15 protein-coding genes are annotated in these 19,691 nt (G+C 46.4%); 6 read left to right on the top strand and 9 right to left on the bottom strand.

Translation table 11 applies throughout. The features are described from left to right. Positions 1-18: 18 nt before the first annotated feature. Positions 19-537 carry a DUF6436 domain-containing protein gene (locus MHN09_RS04715; RefSeq protein WP_239239383.1) on the bottom strand — a complete coding sequence of 173 codons (519 nt, stop codon included), beginning with the start codon at positions 535-537 and terminating at the stop codon, positions 19-21. 37 nt (positions 538-574) lie between these two features. Beyond that, on the bottom strand, positions 575-2,056 hold the full coding sequence (locus MHN09_RS04710) for a methyl-accepting chemotaxis protein (protein WP_014975337.1): 1,482 nt from the start codon (positions 2,054-2,056) through the stop codon (positions 575-577). A gap of 173 nt (positions 2,057-2,229) precedes the next feature. Here MHN09_RS04710 and MHN09_RS04705 point away from each other — a divergent pair, with 173 nt between their 5' ends. Further along, the gene (locus tag MHN09_RS04705) at positions 2,230-3,102 is read left to right on the top strand and encodes a hypothetical protein (RefSeq protein ID WP_239239381.1); all 873 of its coding nucleotides are present in this window, start codon (positions 2,230-2,232) and stop codon (positions 3,100-3,102) included. A gap of 81 nt (positions 3,103-3,183) precedes the next feature. Here MHN09_RS04705 and MHN09_RS04700 read toward each other — a convergent pair whose 3' ends face one another. The 4 genes from MHN09_RS04700 to MHN09_RS04685 all read right to left on the bottom strand — a co-directional run bounded on the left by MHN09_RS04700 (position 3,184) and on the right by MHN09_RS04685 (position 8,767). Then, positions 3,184-4,626 (bottom strand): DUF3300 domain-containing protein, encoded by a 1,443-nt coding sequence (locus MHN09_RS04700; protein WP_239239379.1) that lies wholly within the window; start codon positions 4,624-4,626, stop codon positions 3,184-3,186. A gap of 135 nt (positions 4,627-4,761) precedes the next feature. After that, positions 4,762-5,376: a GTP cyclohydrolase II gene (gene ribA / locus MHN09_RS04695; RefSeq protein WP_049587102.1), complete on the bottom strand. Its 615-nt coding sequence runs from the start codon at positions 5,374-5,376 to the stop codon at positions 4,762-4,764. A 132-nt stretch (positions 5,377-5,508) separates the two neighbouring features. After that, positions 5,509-8,361, bottom strand: coding sequence for an EAL domain-containing protein (locus MHN09_RS04690; RefSeq protein WP_239239377.1), 2,853 nt, complete (start codon positions 8,359-8,361; stop codon positions 5,509-5,511). A gap of 88 nt (positions 8,362-8,449) precedes the next feature. Continuing rightward, on the bottom strand, positions 8,450-8,767 hold the full coding sequence (locus MHN09_RS04685; RefSeq protein WP_061093944.1) for a hypothetical protein: 318 nt from the start codon (positions 8,765-8,767) through the stop codon (positions 8,450-8,452). 105 nt (positions 8,768-8,872) lie between these two features. On the opposite strand from MHN09_RS04685, the gene MHN09_RS04680 reads away from it, so the two are divergent. Continuing rightward, positions 8,873-9,541 carry a glutathione S-transferase gene (locus MHN09_RS04680; RefSeq protein ID WP_039226895.1) on the top strand — a complete coding sequence of 223 codons (669 nt, stop codon included), beginning with the start codon at positions 8,873-8,875 and terminating at the stop codon, positions 9,539-9,541. Positions 9,542-9,626: 85 nt separating this feature from the next. On the opposite strand, the gene recQ is transcribed toward MHN09_RS04680, so the two are convergent. After that, complete coding sequence (gene recQ, locus MHN09_RS04675) at positions 9,627-11,468, bottom strand: DNA helicase RecQ (protein ID WP_239239376.1); 1,842 nt, start codon at positions 11,466-11,468, stop codon at positions 9,627-9,629. A 213-nt stretch (positions 11,469-11,681) separates the two neighbouring features. On the opposite strand from recQ, the gene MHN09_RS04670 reads away from it, so the two are divergent. From MHN09_RS04670 to rarD, 3 genes are all read left to right on the top strand, one after another. After that, a complete protein-coding gene (locus tag MHN09_RS04670; RefSeq protein WP_239239374.1) occupies positions 11,682-12,194 on the top strand; it encodes a thioesterase family protein in 513 nt (170 codons plus the stop codon). Positions 12,195-12,281: 87 nt separating this feature from the next. Then, positions 12,282-13,619, top strand: coding sequence for a magnesium transporter (locus MHN09_RS04665; RefSeq protein ID WP_168462706.1), 1,338 nt, complete (start codon positions 12,282-12,284; stop codon positions 13,617-13,619). A 229-nt stretch (positions 13,620-13,848) separates the two neighbouring features. Then, positions 13,849-14,763, top strand: a complete 915-nt coding sequence (gene rarD, locus MHN09_RS04660; RefSeq protein WP_239239372.1) for an EamA family transporter RarD — start codon at positions 13,849-13,851, stop codon at positions 14,761-14,763. A gap of 66 nt (positions 14,764-14,829) precedes the next feature. On the opposite strand, the gene MHN09_RS04655 is transcribed toward rarD, so the two are convergent. Both MHN09_RS04655 and uvrD read right to left on the bottom strand, forming a co-directional pair. After that, a complete protein-coding gene (locus MHN09_RS04655; RefSeq protein WP_239239371.1) occupies positions 14,830-16,107 on the bottom strand; it encodes a diguanylate cyclase in 1,278 nt (425 codons plus the stop codon). A 42-nt stretch (positions 16,108-16,149) separates the two neighbouring features. After that, entirely contained in the window at positions 16,150-18,321 is a 2,172-nt protein-coding gene (uvrD, locus tag MHN09_RS04650) for a DNA helicase II (protein WP_014977964.1), read from the bottom strand. Positions 18,322-18,784: 463 nt separating this feature from the next. On the opposite strand from uvrD, the gene cysE reads away from it, so the two are divergent. Further along, on the top strand, positions 18,785-19,591 hold the full coding sequence (gene cysE / locus MHN09_RS04645; protein ID WP_014947845.1) for a serine O-acetyltransferase: 807 nt from the start codon (positions 18,785-18,787) through the stop codon (positions 19,589-19,591). Positions 19,592-19,691: the final 100 nt, after the last annotated feature.

Raw genomic sequence — 19,691 nt, 5'->3', positions numbered from 1 at the left:
ATAATCCATGCCAAGGGTTTAACAGAAGCATCCAGTTGCATCAGTATTAATTACCGCACCGTTGTAGGGGAGTTGTGTGGTATAGCTTACAACCTGTTCGACAAGGTTCTTTCCGGTAAAGCATCCGTAGCCCGTTGCGTATGGACCTAAATAGCGAAGCTGATTTTGCATGTCTAAAACTATAAGCGCGGGCACTGCATCAAGCATAGCGGCGAGTTCTGGTACGTCTTCTATATTCACTCTGACTTGATGAAAGTCATTTCCTAGCTTTGTTAATAGCTGAGTTTGGTGAGGTGTAGTTAACGTTTCACAGTAGCAACGAGACTGCGTTCCCACATGAATAACAGAACCAGGGGCAATATTTTGTTCGTTTAGTAGTTCGACAAGTGAAGCGTCAAAATTAGGCGCTGTTGTGCGGTGAAGTAAATCACCATTTGGGTCGAAGGAAGAAAGCTGGCGCTGACCGTAAACCAATAAGGCGGCGAGTAAACTCACCGCCCATAACAGCAAAAGTATCCAGCTTGTTTTTTTATGCATAACCCAAATGCCAACAGCGTGCTTCTAGTGCTTTTGGCTAAAGCTTAAATCGCTCGATAGCACTGCGCATGCGTTGAGAGATTTGTGATAACACCTCAACTTCGCCTGCCAGCGATTCAGCGGTAGCCAGTTCCTCAGAAGTGAATTCGCTTAATCGCGCCGTACTTTGCGCTATAGAAGACGATGCGGTTTCTTGCTCCACCGCTGATGTCGCTATTTCGGTCATGCTTTCGCTCGCTTCGCGAATTTGCTGCATGATCTGGGTCATGGCTGAAGTGGCGTTATCGCTCGATACAACGGCTTCATCAACCAGCTGAATGCAGGTTTGCATTTGTTCGACTGAACTGGCGGTTTGGGCAACTAGCTGCTCAGTAATACTTGTGATTTGGTCTGCACTTTCTTTTGAGCGAATAGCCAAAGTGCGTACTTCATCGGCAACAACGGCAAAACCTCTGCCGTGTTCCCCTGCGCGGGCTGACTCGATTGCTGCGTTCAACGCAAGTAAGTTGGTTTGCTCGGCAACGGCGGTGATGGAGCGCATTGCGTCAGAAATATGCGCGCACTGCTCGTTAAGCGCCGAGTTTGTCTGCGCTGCCGCATTTAATGTGTTGCGCAGCGAATCTATGGTGCGGCTTGTGTTGGAAATAGAGTCGCGCGTAGTCTGCGAAGAACTTTGTGCCGCAGAGGCTTTGTCGCTGGCAAGGGTTGTTTGTTCGGTAGATAGCTGCATCGTTTGTGCGATTTCTTCTGACGATGCCGATACCATGGCAATCTCTTGGTCAGTGTTTCTGCTGATTTCAAACATGTTGTTTGCCGCCAGCTCCATCTTGTCACAGCCTCTAACAACTTCGTCTGTTAAATTTGAAGCAAGCTCAATTAATGCTTTTACTTGGTCGATGAGCTCTGCGAAAGGTCTAACAATCTTGTGGCCTCGGTTAAGCTCAATAGATAAATCGAGTCTACCGTCACCCTTTTGCATGGTCTCAATAGCTAAGCGCAGTTCAGCCGCACCGGCACCTTCTTGATGACTTTGTTTAGCCATGTACATCAAAACACCGCCCTCAGAAAGCGCGAATACGGCGTGCATCAGCAAGATAGGAAAGGTTACGTGACCTTCTTCAAAAATAAATAACGGCGCGCCGCCCGCTTGTAAAAAGAAGAACGAAATATGATGGACAGCAACGACTGCGGTGCCGGTTGCAACCACTTTCCAGTCTCTAAAGTAGGAAAGAAATGCCAGAAGAACAAAGATTTCAAAGTGGACTTCAATTAACCCGAATGACTGGTGGATGTGGAGGGCTGTTAGCAGTTGAACACCGATAGCCATCGCATGGCGACTTATCGCTGAATAGGGATTTTGCAAACTAAGTACAAGTGGTACGACAGCAATTGGAATACCAAGAACAAATGCAGGAAGAATCTCGCCAGTATAAAAACCGATGCCAATCGCAATTAGCAGTTGGATAACAATTACAACGCGAAAAATCTTGTGACCTTCTAGGAGCCAAGGGTACTGCATGCCAATCTCCGACAAGTATTTGGGATTAAGTGTAGGTTAAAAATGAGGGCTGTGCTAACTTCGCCACAGTTTACGTAAGCCACGGTTTTTACGCCATTTAACTTTTGTATAGAAGTTACCATTATTAAAAAAGTTTAATCTTCGAATGCCTAAATAAGCTAAAGGACACAATCATGCCTGCCATCGCCTTTCTTTCTACTGACCACCTTGAAGACTTCTTTGTGTACGACGAGCTTTTGATCCCGTTTTTCAATAATAACGGTTGGTCTGTAGAAACCATATCTTGGCATAGTCAGTCAGAAAACTGGGATAGGTTTGATTACGTGATTGTGCGCAGTACATGGGATTATCAGCAGCATCCAGAGGCCTTTCTGGCTTGTTTGACTCAAATTGATGCGTCGAGCGCAACCTTGCTCAATCCATTGCCTCTTATGCAGTGGAATATTGAAAAGCACTACTTAAAAGACCTACAGGACAAGGGCGTGCCTATTGTAAGTACACGGTGGAGTAATGCATTTAATAACAGTGTTATTGATGAGGCCTTTTCCCATTTCAATTGCGACACTGTGGTGGTTAAACCTACGCTTAGCGCTAATGCTGATGATACGTTTAAGCTCTCGGTCTCAAATTGGCATGAACAGCAACAGGCGCTTTCTGATACGTTTAATCAACGTGATTTCATGATTCAACCTTTCTTAAATAGCGTGGTTGAAGAAGGGGAGTACTCGCTTTTCTATTTTGGCGGGAAGTACAGCCATGCCATTAAAAAGGTGCCGCAGAAAGGCGATTTTCGCGTACAAGAAGAACACGGGGGGAGCTTACATCCCGTTACCGTAGATGAAGAACAACTAGATATTGCCCAGAAGGCACTATCAGCAATGCCTTGCGAAGCACTTTATGCACGGGTTGATTTAGTCAGGCAGGACAGTGGCTGGGCGATAATGGAACTTGAACTTATTGAGCCCTCTCTTTACTTCAATTTAGATGAACAGTCTCCCCTGCGCTTTGTCGACGCATTGATAAGCTTTCATTTGAATAGGGCCTAAGCGTTGAATAAATGAAAAGTGAAGCCAGCAAATTATAGGTTTGCTGGCTTACTGATAGGAAACTAACGCTCTAATTTAGTGCTAACGCAGCGTCTTCTCAGTTCGTCCCTGCTTTATCGTCCCGTTTCTGCTTGATTCAGAATTCTTAACTTGAGCACGGCTTACTGAAGAAGTCCTCGCCCGCTCAATTCGTCTTGGCTTACTGCTCTCTCGAGCCACCGGCTTGTTTTGCGGACTCGTTCTTTCAATTCGCTCTCGATTTATGTTTTGTTTAGCTGGGCGTTTTAGCGTGTTTTCTCTATTAGCATATCGCTTCGACTCTGACGGCGTTGATATCCGAGCGGGTTTGTCCCGCTTTAACTGGCTTAGCGTCCGGTCTCTAGTCGGCTTCTCACTTCTGCTCGCCGCTTGATTGCGTTTTAGCGCGTACTCAATGGATTGTTTGCGGCTTACCGAGTCTTGCTTGTTCTGAAAACGACTTTCTCTAAGTGGCGTTACCTGTTTTGGCTCAATAGTGCGTCTTACCGTCTTGGTATTTTCGGTACGCGCAATGGGTCTTACGGTATTTTTGTCATTGTGGCGTTTCGATGTGTTTACCGTGCTAGCGTGTTTATTAGACAAGTGCTTTGCCCGCGACACACCCGCATGTTCATATCGCGAAGGCGCATTGTGAACTACTCGAGTAGAGTAACGCGCACGACGATGCACCGTGTTGTGTTCCCAGCGACGATAGTCTCGGCTTATTACGCGTTTTCTTGGGCTACCGTGATAATACCGGCGCACAGGCTCGCGGTGAATAACCACATGGCGGTTATGCCAGTGCACGCTACCAAAGAAAAAGAACGTAGAAAGATGGATGCTTGGAGACCAATAGACATTGCTATGATGATGATAGCTTACGTGATGACGCCAGCGAACTGGTGAAGTTGTGTGCCACCAGTGACCGTACACAACATGAGGGTCGTAATAAGGCACATACACCACTTCCCGCTGACGGGGCTCAATGTAAATTATCTCGCGAGTAGGCTCACGTTCCCGTTCAACTTCAATGTAGTCATTGGTCACCAGATTGCCAGTGTTGAAGGCGTGTTGTCGAAGCACCTGCACGCGGTCTAGCACACGGCTTTGATCAATTAATACGTTATCACCAAGTTGCTGTAACCACTGAAGATCATTCGCCATGGTGCTGAGTAAGTCGGTAAACGGAGCAAGTGCTTTTACGCTGGGATCCCAGTTAACACTCGCCAGCACATTTTCCACCTGTTCCGGGGTTAAATGTTTGTTGCTTTGGCGCCAGCGGTCGGCTGCAACTACATCAAGCGGGTAGGTAGCCGCAATCAGTATGTGAGTAAGCAGGGTATCAGGATAAAGCGCAATGGGCGCAAGTACACTGTCTAATTCAGCGTCAGAATATTGCTGCGTTGACGCAGAAACATGTGCAAGGTTGGCGTTCGACTGAGCGATGGCAGGTAGCGCTGAAACACTAGACAATGCGACAATCACAGATAAGGTTATGTTTTTCATACATTCTCCTTAGCGCATGAGCAACGGCTTTTCGCGCGCTAAATGGTAAGTCTGTATACGTTATAACCAGTCTATGATTAACCCAAGCTGAATAGAAAACGCCCACATTGGTGTGGGCGTCTTTAAGGAACTCGTCTATTTGAAAACGTGGGGGTCGAAAGCGTGCCCAAGCTTTTCTGTTTTCGTCTTTAAGTAATGCTTGTTGTCTTTGGTGATACCGTGGTCAATAGGCTTACGTGCAACCACGTCTATACCAAGTGCTTTTAGTGCTGCCAACTTTTTCGGGTTGTTTGTCATAAGCTCAACATGCTTCACACTCAGCGTATCTAGCATCAGCTTGCAGATATCGTAACTTCTTAAATCGGCGTCAAATCCAAGATGTTCGTTAGCTTCTACCGTGTCCATGCCGCTATCTTGAAGGTTGTAGGCGCGAATTTTATTTAAAAGACCAATACCGCGACCTTCTTGGCGAAGGTATAAAAGCACACCGTGGCCATTATCGACGATATTTTGCATGGCTTTTTCTAATTGAAAGCCACAGTCACAGCGAGTGCTAAATAAAGAATCGCCTGTTAAGCATTCTGAATGGATACGAATTGGCACAACGTCGTCTTCTTTCCACTCTCCATAAGAAAGGGCAACGTGTTCTTGGCCGCTGGCTTCAACAAAGCCGTGTATTTTAAAATCACCCATGCGAGTGGGTAATTTTGCGGTACTGACATATTCGTATTTAGGCTGTTTGCTACTCATGTTACTTCTACACTTTGGACAGTAGGCAATAAGTGGGGATGACTTCTTTTTTTGCAAGTCTACCATTTTATTATACGCGAGTTGACGCTAGTGCTATCACTTTTTTCGTAAGACGTATATTAAGTGCCGTTATTAAAGTGGCGTAAACTCTCGCAGCGGGGCAGGCTTTGCAACGCTATAGCCTTGGGCAAAATCAACGCCCATTTTGCCAAGTTGTGCCATGGTGCCTTCATTTTCAACGAATTCCCCGACGGTTTGCATACCCATGGCTTTCGCTACATCATTGATTGACGCAACCATAGCCGTATCTACACTGTCGTTCAGCATATCCTTGATAAACATACCGTCAATCTTTACCTGATTAACCGGCAAGCTTTTGAGGTAACTGTACGAAGAGAAGCCGCTACCGAAGTCGTCAAGAGCAAACGAGCACCCAAGGCGATTAAAGGTACGCATAAAGGCAAGGGTGTCCTCCATTTTTATTATCGCTACCGACTCGATCACCTCGAAACAGATCTTGTTGTAAGGAATATTAAAGGTTTCGAAAGCGTTTAAAATGAATAGCGTAAAATCTCTGTCTGCTAATGAATGGCAGTTAAGGTTTATACTGCATCGCCTTAACTCAGCGAGATGTTCAGGGTTTTCAGACAGCCATTTGAACGTATTTGTGACTACCCATTTGTCGACATTTACATTCATTTCAAAGCGCTCGGCCGTGGGTAAAAAATTAGCGGGCTCAACAATTTTCCCGTCTTTTTCCCTTAGGCGCAATAGCACTTCATAATAGTGACCATCGCTGGCTTTGCTCAAAGGCCTTAATGACTGGTAATAGAGTTCAAAGCGCCCTTCTTCCAAGGCGTTGTTTATAGAAGAGACCCAGTCCAACTCACGCTGATAGCGCTGCATGTTCTCGTCATCTTTATTATATTTATGCACCTGATTTCTGCCTTGCTCTTTGGCAAAATAACAGGCGGCGTCAGCCATACTTAAATACTGCCCTGAGCTAACGTTACTATCATCGCACACAACCATGCCAATACTCACGCCCAGATTGAATATTCGGTTATCCCACATGAACCGATAGGCCTGTACTGCATTGAGTATTTTCACTGCATTGAGATATACCGCATCAGCATCTAAATCTGAATAGATAACGCCAAACTCATCACCCCCGAGTCTTGCTAGCTGCGCGTTGGGTAGCAGCGTATTTTCAATCAGGCGAGCGACGTCTTTTATGAGTACATCTCCCGCTTTGTGACCGCAGGTGTCGTTAACGACTTTAAATCGGTCTAAATCTAAAAAGAGTATGCACACAGGTAACGCGCTGTGGTTATGTACTTTTTCCTTGAAAACAGATTCAAATTGCCGTCTGTTGTATACACCGGTTAGTGAGTCGTGAGTAGCCAAATACTGAAGGCTTAAATCGGATTGCTTTTTTTCCGTGATATCAATAATTGAGCCGTACAGGTAAGTTCCTTCATCGTTCTCGCGGATCTGGCAAGACAATGAAAACCAGAACTCTGTGCCGTCCCGACGTTTTCCCCGTATCTCTTTTCTGGTGACATGGCCTTGCTGTGATATCTCACCTAACAATACATGTCTGTCTTCTGGTGATGCGTAAAAGGCTTTTGTGCTTGCCCCCTCGCTAAGCATTTCTTCCTCATTCTCATACCCAAACACCTTGCACATCGCAGGGTTAACTGAAATTAGCTTTCCGTCCCAGGTTGATGTGTAGTGTCCTTCAGCGGAGTTTCGGAACAAGTCATAAAAGTGATTTAAGCTAGAAATCGTTTCAGCTTGTGAGGAGAGCTTATGTTGATTGAGTACCTGCTCTTTTGTGATGACCGCAAATCCAAAACACAGGAAACCCAAGGTTAAGAAAAACAGCATACCCATCGCGACATCGACAGTATAAATAAGGTCGCTGAAAAGGTTTTGGGTCACCAAAGCGTAAAACGCAAAGAAAGATAGCCAGGCCAGAATATAAGTGGTGCTGACAACACTACTGTCTTTGTCTTTAAAGATAAGAGCGAGGGTAACGTGATACAAACCCATCGCCGCTGTGAGTATAAGCAGCGTGATTGTGACCATATAAGCATTTACGGTAAAACAGTAAATGGTAGCAGCAAGAGGTAGAGCATAATTTAGCAGTCTTAAAACGAATGGCACACGAGAGAACAGGTGATGAGTCACTTTTCCAATACACAGTAGTAATACGCCGAAGCATACGGCGTAAAAATGCTCGCTGGCGTTAGTCAGGCTAGGCCAAAACGCGAGGCCACCCTCTGTAATGAACAGCAACGCAATAAGCACCAATGACGACATGGTTAGCCAGAAGCGGGTAGGAATGCGCTGACATAAGTAGGAAAAAAGAAAATAGGAAGCAATGAGTGCCATCACACCCGACACAGCACCAAGTAAAGTCAGCATATTAGTGTCGTGTTGAGCAAGCAGGTCTCGCTCCCATAGTGACATTGGAAAGTACTTTAGCCCTTCGTCTTTCACTGCGATTAGTAACCGAGCGTCTTGGTATGGTTGAAGGGTGAAAGCAAGCCTGATATTTGGAAGCGGTTGTCTTAACGAATAGTCACCTTTACCGGCTTGATAACGGTACGATTTTATAATTCGCTGGCTGCTGTCTAGAAGATAAATCTGCAAATCATCAACGTTTAGACGGTCGATATTAAGTACTAAGGGAATGGCACTATAGCCAGAGTGAACAAGCTCTGTTGAATACCACACACGTTCTGTTGAAGAAGCCGTTGCTGTTGCTGTTGGTGTTTTTGTGGAGCTTCCCGTCAATACATCAAAATAGGTTGCGCTATTAGGTGCAATTGATACCCGTGCATAATGGTTGATGATTTCCCTTTCGAAAGACTCATCGATAACAAGCCGCGGGCTGGCAAAGGCGTTTATGCTCAGAACCACCCAACTAATGAGCAAAGCTGCAACGTACTTTGTGAGCTGGGAGATTGGCACTAGCATGATCCTTGAAGCGCTAATTATGTGTTTTCTATAGAATAATACTAGTCTGTCCTAAAAGCCAAACAGAAAGAAAAAGGTGTGGTGATACTTATGTGTTTTGAAGATACTGGTAGATCGCATTCGGTGATTGTTGAGTGCCTACCGGTTCCAGCCAAATCGCCTCGCAAAGCCACTCAATGCAAAGTATGCATTGAAAATCTGTATTGCTGGATTGGGTGGTAACAAGCGCCTGAAAGCGATCGGCTCCCCAATCTGCGTCGGATAGTGAAAAGTGAAAAAGTTCACAAAACTGCTCTGCCCACTGCTGAGTTTTAAGAGGCGTTAAAGGTAATGCAACGCGGATTTCTACGCTTTGTTCGTTAACCACGGCGTGCTGTTGAATGTCTTCTTTGGTGAGATTTTGCATAGAACTTATCAATTCGCTGGTTATTGTAAACCTGCTTGCTTTATAAAGTGTATATAGTACAACACAAAAACAATAGCGTTAATCTAAGTGTATTAAGGACGGGGTATGCTAACACTTCACCATTTAAATAACTCTCGCTCGCAGCGAATTTTGTGGCTTCTTGAAGAGCTAGGCGTAGAGTACAAAATAGAATTCTATCAACGAGACAGTAAAACAAACCTAGCGCCGGATTCATTGCGCGCTGTTCATCCGCTGGGACGCTCTCCGGTGCTTACTACGCCGCACGGTGCTATTGCCGAGTCTGGTGCTATTGTGGAATACCTTGTTCGCCATCACGCTACAGACGCATTTTCTGTACCTCAAGACCCAGAGGCACTTCAACAGTATTGGTTTTGGCTGCATTTCGCTGAAGGTTCGCTAATGCCGCCACTAGTGGCAAACTTAGTGCTGGAGAAAGCGCGTCAAAAAGGTTCGAAGCCTTTCTTTATTAAGCCAATTACTAACAAACTGATAGACGGTATTTTAAATGCCTATTATGGCCCTAATTTAGCGCAGAGCTTACGCTATGTGGAATCTTACTTAGCGAAAAATACTTGGTTTGCGGGTGACGCCCCCAGCGGCGCTGATGTTCAAATGATATTTCCGTTAGAGTCGTTGGTAGCCAGCGGGCGTGCGAAGGACTTTACTGCCATTCAAGGTTACGTAAAACGAGTTCATGCCAGAGAAGCCTACAAAGCTGCGCTTGAGAAAGGGGGGGAATACGCTTACGCCTAGTGTGTTTATCTCTACTGCGTGCACTTTTACTTTGTGCAAACCCTGCGGCCAGCTGGAAAACAGAATCTAGTTGGCCTGCAAGCCCTCAGTGCTCTCGATTTATGTAATCATCAATAAGCTGGATAAAAGCCTCACCATAGCGTTCGAGTTTGGTTTGGCCTACGCCGCTTACATCAAGCAAGGTGTTGCGCGTAGTGGGGAGTTTACACGCCATATCCACTAAGGTGGCGTCACTAAATACCACATACGGCGGCACTTCATTTTCTTCGGCCAACACTTTGCGTAAGTGCTTAAGACGGGTGAACAACGTTCGGTCGTAGTTAGCAGGCGCTTGTTTTGCTTTTTTCTTGTCGGGCTTAAATTCAAGTCGTGGAACGGCAAGCTGAACCGCTACTTCACCTTTTAACACAGGCCGAGCGGCCTCGGTTAAGCGCAATGCGGCATGGGCGGTAATATCAACGCGTATAAGGCCTTTATGAACAAGCTGGTTGATAATGTTGTGCCAGTAGCTATCCGATTTATCTTTACCTATGCCGTACGTGGAAAGCTGGTGGTGACCTGCTTCCTGAAGGCGCCTAAGCTGCTTGCCTCGCAAGACATCAATGACGTACTGGCTAGAAGCTTGCTGTGAGAGCCGAAGTACACACGACAGTACTTTTTGCGCAATCACTAAACCGTCGATCATCTTAGGTGGGTCTAAGCAAATATCGCAGTTGCCACAGGCGCTGTCGCTGAACTGCGAGAAGTAGTTCAATAGCACTTGTCTACGGCAGGTTTGTGCTTCTGAAAAAGCTTCCATCGCTGCGAATTTTTGAAGCTCTATTTGGTTGCGCTCGGCTATTTCACCTTGCTCTATCCACTGTTTTACGCGGGCCGCGTCTTTTTCATCAAACAGCAATAGGGCTTCAGACTCCAGCCCATCTCGTCCCGCTCGGCCGGTTTCCTGGTAATAGCTTTCTACACTGCGCGGAACATCGTGGTGAACCACATAACGCACGTTCGATTTGTTGATACCCATGCCAAAGGCGACGGTGGCCACTACAATATCAATTTTGTCGTTAAGGAACTGGCGCTGTACTAGCTCTCGCTCGTCGTTATCCATACCTGCGTGATATGCAGCGCAGCGAAAGCCTTGTTTGAATAATTTGGCGTGCAGGTCGTCGACTTTCGCGCGGCTGTTGCAGTAAATAATGCCGCTACCTTCTTGCTGTTTTACGTAAGCAACAACTTGATCAAAGGCTTTGTATTTGCTCATTACGCGGTAGCGAATATTAGGTCTGTCGAAGCTGCCTTTATAAACCAGCGGGCCGTTAAGGTTTAGCTGCGTCAGTATGTCTGCTTGGGTGGCCGAATCTGCAGTCGCTGTGAGTCCAATAACAGGAATAGAGGGGAAGCGGGATTTTATTTGCCCCAGAGCGCGATAATCCTGCCTGAAATCGTGCCCCCAATGGGAAACGCAGTGCGCTTCATCAATGGCAAATAAGGCAATGTCGGCGTGCGCAAGCGACTGCTGAAAATAGTACTGCATTAAACGCTCAGGCGACACGTAGAGCAAGTCGAGCTTTCCTGCTTGAAGTGCGTCATTTATGCGTGCTTGTTCGTCTGCTTCTAGCGTTGAATTGAGATAGGCAGCTTTTACGCCCAGCGCTTTAAGCTGTTCTACTTGGTCCTGCATAAGCGATATAAGCGGTGACACAACAATAGCGGTGCCTTGGCGCACTAACGCAGGAATTTGATAGCACAGCGACTTGCCACCACCTGTTGGAAGCAAAACAAGTGCGTCTTTACCTTCACATACTTGGTGAATGACTTCGCCTTGACCGTCGCGAAAAGCATCGTAACCAAATACATCTTTTAAGACGGTTTCTGGTGTTTTTACACGTTGCGTTTCTGGCGCTAATTCTGATGGAGCTATTGCAGTTGTCATGGCGCTGGATTTTACGCGTTTTTGGCGACGTCTTCACGGGGCAATTTAAAAAACTAGACTAAAATTCAGCGATAGTCCTGATCAGAGGGGCAGCAGCTCTTATAATTTATTTTGATTCAACATCATTGGTTGGATGAATTTCCGTCAAACTTACGTTCGGTAGTAATGTTGCTTATAAGCACATTACAAATATCAATTCATCAAGGAAAGCGAGTGGATAACAAAACGACTAATAAAGACGAAGCTAAGGGCAGCGAAACACTAAACCATGAACTAATGATTAAACATGTAATTGCGCTTTTTCGTGATACTATGTCGTTTAACCAGTTGCTGGGCTTGGAATTTGTTACTGAAGGAGAGGGGCTGGATACACAGATCTCCCTGCACCTTGATTGGCAACCAGCGCTGACCGGCAATCCAATGCAAAAAATCCTACACGGCGGTGTAACAGCGACTATGCTAGACACCATCGGTGGTTTAGTTTCAATTGTAGAAACCATCAAACAAACCGCACGTGAACACCTTGCGGACCTTCAAGTTAGATTGCCCACCATGGGCACGGTCGATATGCGCGTTGACTACTTAAGGCCGGGAAGAGGTGAGCGATTTATTGCAACAGCGATGATTATACGCAAGGGCAGTAAATTAGTGGTTTGCAGAATGGAATTGCACAACGAAAAAGGCGACCATATAGCCTTTGGAACAGGTACATACATGCTGGGGTAGCAGCCACGCCAATTGGTTTGCACCACCCCATCACGCCTGTTTTCAAGCTGTGCAAAGGAAGTGAGCGGTATTAACGGGAGGTGTAGCATGGCAGAGCCATTACCAGATTTAATTGAAGAGATTGTTACCGAAAGTATGGGTGACGATCCGGCGACCTTGTTAGCCGCCCTTGCGGGGCAAGACGAGGTATACATCGCATCACTGTTAGAATCGTTGCCCGTAGAAAAACGTTTGGCCGTATGGGAAGGCATTCCTCGCGACCGTAAGCTCGACGTATTGGTTGAGATGCGTAGCGACCCCCGTGAAATTCTTATCGACAATACGCCGCACGACGAATGGGCGTCTATTTTTGCTGATATTGACGCAGAAGATTTACTGGAACTACTCGATTCATTGCCAAAACGGCTTGTCGATATGGCCTATGAATCACTTGATTCTAAAGAGCGTAAGTACTTCAGAGAAGCGACACAATTCCCCGATAACCAAATAGGGCACTGGGTTAACCACGAGCAGTTAGTGTTACCTTCGAACGCGAAAGTACGCGAAGGGCTACGCTTATTAAGACGTGACATACCTCAGCATTGTGACAGCATTTTTTTGGTGAACCGCTCAGGTCAATTTTCCGCGCTGGTTAAAATTAGCCACCTCTTCAATGCGCAAGATCACGTGTCGCTATTCGACTTGTCAGAAGAAAGTGTGACGACCATTCAAGGGGCTGACGACACTATGAATGCGTCGCTACTTGTTCAACGTTCTGGGCTTGCGTCGCTGCCGGTAGTTGACGAAAACAACAAGCTTCTCGGCCGGTTAGATGTGACCTCGGCAAGTGAGTTGGTTAACGAGTTTTACGAACGCCAAGTGATGGCTTCGGCCGGTATGGATGAGGACGAAGATTTATTCTCGCCTGTGGCGAAAAGTGCAAAAAATCGTGCCCTTTGGCTTGGCATTAACTTGCTTACCGCATTTTTAGCCTCGTGGTTTATTGGATTGTTCGAAGGCACCCTTCAACAAGTGGTTGCCCTTGCGGTACTGATGCCGGTTGTGGCAAGTATGGGAGGCATTGCAGGTAGTCAAACGCTAACCCTGATTGTACGCGGCTTGGCGTTGGGGCAGGTCACGCCTGCCAACTTACGAGCGCTGATGGTGAAAGAGCTTAAAGTAGGCGGCGTTAATGGCGTGATTTGGGCCTTGGTAATTGGCGTTGTTGCTTATTTCTGGTTTACCGATGCCATGTTAGGGTTGGTTATCTGTTTGGCCATACTGTTCAACATTGTAGCCGCCGCACTTGCAGGCGTGTTTGTGCCTGTAATATTGGACAAGCTGAAAATAGACCCTGCACTGTCGGGGTCGGTCATTTTGACTACCGTAACTGACATAGTAGGCTTTGTAGCATTCTTAGGTTTGGGCACACTGTTTCTGCTGTAGCACCATTCCTGCGATAAACCTTGTCTTGTTTTTTCATGACGAACGCATCTTAGGCCCCACTGAATGAGCACATTTAGCGGGGCTTTTTCATTTTTTGTTAATTTCGTTTCATTAATTATGCCGCTTGTTACACGTGCTTTGCCGCATTGGAAAGCGTTAAGGGTTGTGTATTCACCTAACCTGATAAACAATACGCGCCTTCTTCCCCCGAGTTTCGTTGGAGTCAGTCTTGTCTAAGCAAACCAGTGCCGCTCAAATCGGCGTTATTTGTGCAATTGCCGCTTACAGCATGTGGGGTGTTGCACCTGTTTATTTCAAACAGTTGATGGTATTGCCGGCTGCTGAAATCCTAATGCACAGGGTAATTTGGTCTGTAGTGCTGTTGGTTGGGCTTATTGCCGCGCTAAAGCAGTGGCCCAAAGTGGGCGCCGCCCTTCGCAATAAGCGCGTTATGCAGATTTTATTCGTTGCAGGCTTGTTACTCGGAGCGAACTGGCTCTTGTTTATTTGGGCAATTAATAACGACCATATTCTTGATGCAAGCCTTGGCTATTACATCAACCCTCTTATCAACGTATTTCTAGGTCGACTTTTCTTAGGTGAAAGGTTGCGTAACTTACAGCGTGTAGCCGTTGGGCTTGCCGTTATTGGCGTGGCTATTCTTATTTTCTCTTACGGCCACGTGCCGTGGATTGCTCTGGTGCTTGCGGGAAGTTTTAGCGTGTATGGCTTATTGCGCAAGCAAGTGGCTGTAGACTCGCTACCCGGCCTGTTCATTGAAACTTTAATGCTCTCGCCATTCGCTATTATTTACTGGGTCTTCTTTGGCTCTGAGTACAGTAACTTATTTAATAACGACGCCACACTAAATACCCTTATTTTAGCGGCTGGCATTGTAACTACCGCGCCACTACTTTGTTTTACCGCTGCAGCAAGGCGCATTATGTATTCAACGCTGGGCTTTTTTCAGTACATTGGCCCAACGCTTATGTTCATACTGGCGGTTTACCTGTACGGCGAACCACTTGAAGAGTCGCGCTTGGTAACCTTCGGCTTTGTGTGGTTTGCGCTTATCTTGTTTAGTGCCGACTCGCTAGTTAATTACCGCAGTCAGCGTAAAGCGCGAAAGCTAGCGGTGGAGTAGGGGCTTTTGCGCACAAGTCTTTATTTAAACGTCGGACAGCTTAGCGCCGGTTGATTGAGTGAAAAGCTAAAGCAGTGAAGCTTGCTCTTGCTGAGGAACATCTGGTGGTTCGCACTTCACTTGGTTACGCCCACTATTTTTGGCGGCGTAAAGCTGCTTGTCGGCAAGGCTTAGTAGCTTATCTACGCGCTGCGTGTGGGCGCCACTTACCCCAATACTGCAGGTCACTTTAATGTCGCTTTTAGGCAGCTGAATAATTTCCGCTTCCACCACTTTTCTGAAGTCGTCTAAACGCTCACAGGCTTCTTTTAGTGGTGTTGACGGCATGTATATACAAAACTCTTCGCCACCAAAGCGGGAGATAATTTCGTCCGGAAAATAAAACTCAATAAGGGCCGCCATGGCTTTTAGCACAATGTCACCGGCGTCATGGCCATGGGTATCGTTTATCGATTTGAAAAAGTCTAGGTCAATAAGGGCGAGAGCGTGATCCTCAGACAGGTTTTGGTGTTGCACAGTAACCATGTAGAAGAAGTGGCGCCTGTTAGGCAAACCTGTTAAATAGTCGGTGTTGGCCACACGGCGAATTTCTTCAACGCTCTCAATATATTCCACGTTCTGCATCACGCGACACAAGAACTCTTCATGACAGTAGGGCACTCGCAAGAAGTCATTTGCACCACTCTTAATAAAGTGCGCAGACATTAACATGCCTTTGCCTCCAGCAACGCCCATAATTGCCAGCTGCTCTTTCGAAAAGGCTTTTCTTAAACTGGCGACAAAGTGCGTGCCTGTCATATCAGGTAACGTGTTGTCAGTGATAACAAGACGTACGTTTTTGTGTTCAGACAAGCATTGCATAGCGTCTGTAGCCGTTAGGCATTCAAACGCAATAAAATTGTGGCGCTGAAGTAATGAAACGGTTTTTGAGCGCAACACCCGATTAGTGCTTACCACGACGACGCCGGTAGACTTGTTTTTTTCTAATCGGCTAATAAGACGATTGAGGTAGTCGTAGTTCTGCGAATTTTCTTTGGGAATGTAATCGACAACGTCACGTTCTAGGACTTTATCGCGAATAGCGCTATCTAAACTTTCTGTTGTAGCAATGGTGGGAATGAAAGACTCAACCGTACAGTCGATGGCTTCGCCTTTTGGTGCATCGGGAAGAGAGTATGCCACAATAGCACACAGAAAGGTTTCCGGCATATTTTGCGAAAACCGTGCTTTGCCTTCTGTCAGCGACGTTGCGCCAACGGGGGTAAGGCCTGCCCGGCGTACTAATTTCGCTATAAGTTCAAGGTTGCCTTCACCATTTTCGATGATCAGCACGTGTTGCTGCATACATTTCAACTTAGGTTTAGGCTACCTTGCCTATTAATAATGTTACGCTTTCTCCAGCTTTGCGTAAGCAAGTACCAGCCATTTGCTGCCAAATTCGTCGAAGTTTACTTGAACTCGACCGTGCTCACCACTCCCTTCGTAGTTAAGTACGATCCCTTCGCCAAATTTACGGTGTACAACTCGCTCACCTAAACTAAAGCCCGTTTCTTCAAAACTGGCGTGCGACGTCGCTTGGCTAAAGCGGTTGTGCACGGGCCGCGAAATAGTCGATTTCAGCCTAACCTCTTCAACGCAGTCTGCTGGCATTTCGCGAATAAATCGAGAAGCAGTATGATACTTATCTTGGCCATAGAGTCGACGACTTTCTGCGTAAGTAATATACAACTTTTGCATTGCTCTGGTCATACCAACATAGCAAAGTCTGCGTTCCTCTTCCATTCGACCTGGCTCGTCGTTAGTCATTTGGCTAGGGAACATACCTTCCTCTACACCTGCTAAGAATACCAGCGGAAATTCAAGGCCTTTGGCGGTGTGTATGGTCATCATCTGCACGGCATCCTGGTCTTTATCCGCCTGGGTTTCACCCGCTTCCAGCGACGCATGGGCTAGAAAGGCTGCTAGAGGAGACATTTCTTCGGCTTCTTCAGGCACGATAAAGGTTTTACATGCAGTAACCAATTCTTCCAAGTTTTCTAGTCGTGCTTGGGCCTTTTCTCCGCGCTCTGCTTGGTACATGGCGTACAGACCAGACTGGCGAATAGCTTTATCGGCTTGTTGGTCAAGGGGCTCATCTAACGTGGATTGCTCTAGCTCAGTAATTAGCAACACGAAGCTTTGCATAGCGTTTAGCGCGCGGCCTTTAAAGCCACCTTCATTAATGAGCAACTGACACGCCTGCCACATTGAACAGTTGTGCATTCGTGCGGTGTCGCGCACTTGCGATAAGGTTTTCTCACCAATACCGCGACTTGGGGTGTTTACTACACGCTCGAAAGCTGCATCGTCGTGCGGGTGGCTCACCATACGCATATAGCCAAGGGCGTCTTTAATTTCTTGGCGTTCGAAGAAGCGCAGACCGCCGTATATGCGATACGCCAGCCCTTCGTGTAGCAAGGCTTCTTCCAGTACTCGAGACTGGGCGTTGTTTCGATAAAGAATGGCGGTATCTGTAAGGGCGTTGCCTTGATTAAGCCAATCTTTGATTTTCGAAACAATAAAGCGCGCTTCATCTAGCTCGTTGAAACCCGCATATACAGAAATCAGCTCGCCTTGCGCGTCTTCCGTCCAAAGCTCTTTCCCTAAACGGCCCGTATTGTTGTCGATAACCGTGTTCGCCGCTTTAAGAATGTTTCCTGTAGAGCGGTAATTCTGCTCAAGGCGAATAGTAGTAGGCTCGTTGAAGTCTTTCAGGAAGTGCTGAATATTATCTACGTTTGCGCCGCGCCAGCCGTAAATAGACTGATCGTCGTCGCCAACAATCATAATGTTATTATTACCACCACTACACAGCATACGAAGCCATGCATATTGGATATTGTTGGTATCTTGGAATTCGTCTACCAACACTGCACGGAAACGACGTTGATAGTGGGCTAATACTTCTGGGTTTTTAGCCCATAATTCATGTGCGCGTAGCAACAGTTCAGCAAAATCTACCAAGCCTGAACGGTCACAAGCGTCTTGATATGCCGCATAGACTTCGCGCATGGTCTTTTGAATATGATCGCCGTGGGTTTCAATGTGCTGAGGGCGCAAGCCTTCGTCTTTGTTGCCATTTATGTACCACTGAATTTGACGAGGCGCCCAATGCTTTTCGTCCAGGTTCATGGCCTTCAGAATGCGGCGAATAAGTCGATATTGATCGTCCGAATCAATTATCTGAAAATTCTCAGGCAAGTTGGCTTCTGCATGGTGCGCACGTAGTAAGCGATGCGCAAGCCCGTGGAAGGTACCAATCCACATATTGTGCAGGCTGCGACCCATCAACGACTCTATTCGGCCGCGCATTTCTTTGGCTGCTTTATTGGTAAAGGTTACTGCCAAAATAGAAAAAGGGGCGATGTTTTCGACTTCCATTAACCACGCAATGCGATGCACTAATACGCGGGTTTTACCACTGCCCGCGCCAGCCAAAACTAGGGCGTTAGATAGTGGGGCTGCTACTGCTTCACGCTGTTTGTCGTTTAGCTCGTCTAGCAGTCGAGATACATCCATAGTGTGGTACCTGTTAGTTGATAGTGTTATACATTCAGCAGCGCGCTATTATGCCACCTGCCTGTTGATTTATACAGTCCAGTTTTTCCCAGTGAAGATAAACTTCAACGGCATTATACGTTCGTGTGCAATTATGATTTTAAGTATTAGTTAATGAAAGATACGAGCGCTCTGAACATTCTATTAAATTAATGGAAGCACTCAGTTAGACGCAGCGAGAGAGCAGAGTGCTTTAACGATGTATACATGTACGATACGGTTATTAGCTATAACGAATTAATTCGATAAATTGATCGAATTATGCGCTTGGTCGGTATCACATCGGTATTGCATCACATCAAACTCAGGTAAACTTTTACGCGTTCCCTTTTGTCAGCATAGATATGCACAGCAAGGAACAAGTTTAGATTGCTTACCCAATTTTCTGATAGAACACAGCATTTTTATAAAACGGGACTTGCTCATGACCGCACTTACTACGCCCATCGATTTTTGGTCTACGCTGAAACAAGAAGCGCAAGTTGTTGCTGAAAAAGAGCCTTTGCTGTCTAGCTATGTGCATGCCAGTGTTCTTGCACATCACAACTTTGAATCGTCGCTAAGCTTTATTCTGTCGAACAAAATGGCAGACGACGTCATGCCTGCGCTCGCCATTCGTGAAGTTTTCGATGAAGCTTACTTACTTGAGCCTGGCATCAGCGAAGCGGCTATTGCTGACATTCTAGCGATTAAGGCGCGGGATGCGGCGGTCAACGATTACCTCACTCCCTTACTTCACTTTAAAGGTTTTCATGCTGTGCAAGTACATCGCATGGCGCATTACCTTTGGGTTCATGGGCGTCATCAGCTTGCTTTATTCTTACAAAGCCGCAACTCGGCAAGCTTTGGTGTAGATATCCACCCTGCTGCGCGTATTGGTAAAGGCGTCATGTTTGACCACGCAACTGGCATTGTAGTGGGCGAAACTGCAGTAGTTGAAGACAACGTATCTATTTTGCAGAGCGTTACATTAGGTGGTACCGGTAACGAGTCGGGCGACCGTCACCCTAAAATTCGCCAAGGCGTGTTAATCGGCGCTGGCGCCAAGATCCTTGGAAATATTGAGATAGGTGAAGGCTCAAAAGTAGGCGCAGGTAGCGTTGTACTTAATAGTGTTCCAGCTCACGTTACTGTGGTGGGTGTTCCAGCTAAAGTGGTTGGGAGACCGGTTTGTCAAAGCCCATGTGAATCCATGCGCCAAAACGTACTAGAAGATAACTCCCACGTATAAAATTGGGGTCAGAGTCTGAGGTATCCCCACAAATAATATTGCGATATCAATAAGATAAAAAAGATAGGAACATTCATGACGTTTGGTGATCAGATCAATC

Source organism: Alteromonas sp. MmMcT2-5, assembly GCF_022348315.1.
GTDB lineage: Bacteria > Pseudomonadota > Gammaproteobacteria > Enterobacterales > Alteromonadaceae > Alteromonas > Alteromonas macleodii.
Note: the sequence above shows the minus strand (reverse complement) of the source record. Positions and strands in the feature narration are given on the sequence as shown.